A 1,008-nucleotide genomic window follows, 5' to 3' on the forward strand; every position below is an offset into this window, starting at 1 on the left:
TTGTACCACTTAAGACACCATCAAACATTGTTGTTAACAGCGGCGTATTTGATTCATCTGGCGAGCCTGCTGTAATACCGGATAAATCAAGCGGTACATCAACCTCACACACTATTTCATCAGTATCTAATATACCGTCATTGTCATCATCAATATCAATTGCATCATCAACTCCATCACCATCGGTATCAGCAAGAATTCCGGAATAATCAACATATAGATCTAGCGGTATAAATTTTTCATCCGGCTCACCATAAACCAGTTCAAGATCCCAATCACCATTGAGTTCTAAGCTACCAGTCTTATCATCAGAGGCATATACCGTTATCCCGGCTAATTGTGCAAATATAGCCAGCAATTTTTTACCATCTTCCGTTTTACCTAAATCACAAGCTAGAAGATTCAATGTACTATCGACTCCTAACACTTTGCCTAACTGCTGTATCTCAGTCTGGTAAGAATAGATATTATTTAACGTGATGGTGTCTCGACCAAAACGAATTTCACCAGAACGGCCATGGGAAAAATAATCAACTGAATCGAATTTTGAATGTGTATTTAGATAAATAATAAAATCAGAAATACTTGAGATAGAGTAATGGACATTTAATTCATTATGAAAAAATTCATCAGACATTAATTGCTGATCAACCACAATAACTCTTTCAGAGGTGACTCTTTCTGTGAACAAGTCCGCGAATAAAATAAAACCCAAAATAATTAGTAGTGCACTTATATGTATTCTCATATCACTTATCCATCTACCCATTCTAGGAGCATAAAAGTGATATAGCACAAATAGTGCCACTACTAATTCTCTTTAATAATCAAAAAGTAAAGTTATATTGTTACTATTTTAACTTATCTTAAGTAGCATTTTTTTGCAAAATACAATGTAAAATAACACCTACTTTATAACTACCAAATAAACAACGGTTCCCTGCTCTCCTGCGAATAAACTCCCCGTCATATCCCAACGCACTTCCCCCTCATAACCTACTGCATTGG

Annotated in this window: 1 protein-coding gene; it reads right to left on the reverse strand. The window is 35.5% G+C overall.

Annotated elements, in window-relative coordinates:
- Positions 1 to 655 (reverse strand): DUF4347 domain-containing protein (locus tag I3255_RS14815; RefSeq protein WP_238039516.1); only part of this gene is annotated, 655 nt, incomplete at its 3' end.
- Positions 656 to 1,008 lie beyond the last annotated feature (353 nt).

This window comes from Psychrobacter sp. Ps6, from assembly GCF_022129235.1.
In the GTDB taxonomy this organism is placed as follows: Bacteria; Pseudomonadota; Gammaproteobacteria; order Pseudomonadales; family Moraxellaceae; genus Psychrobacter.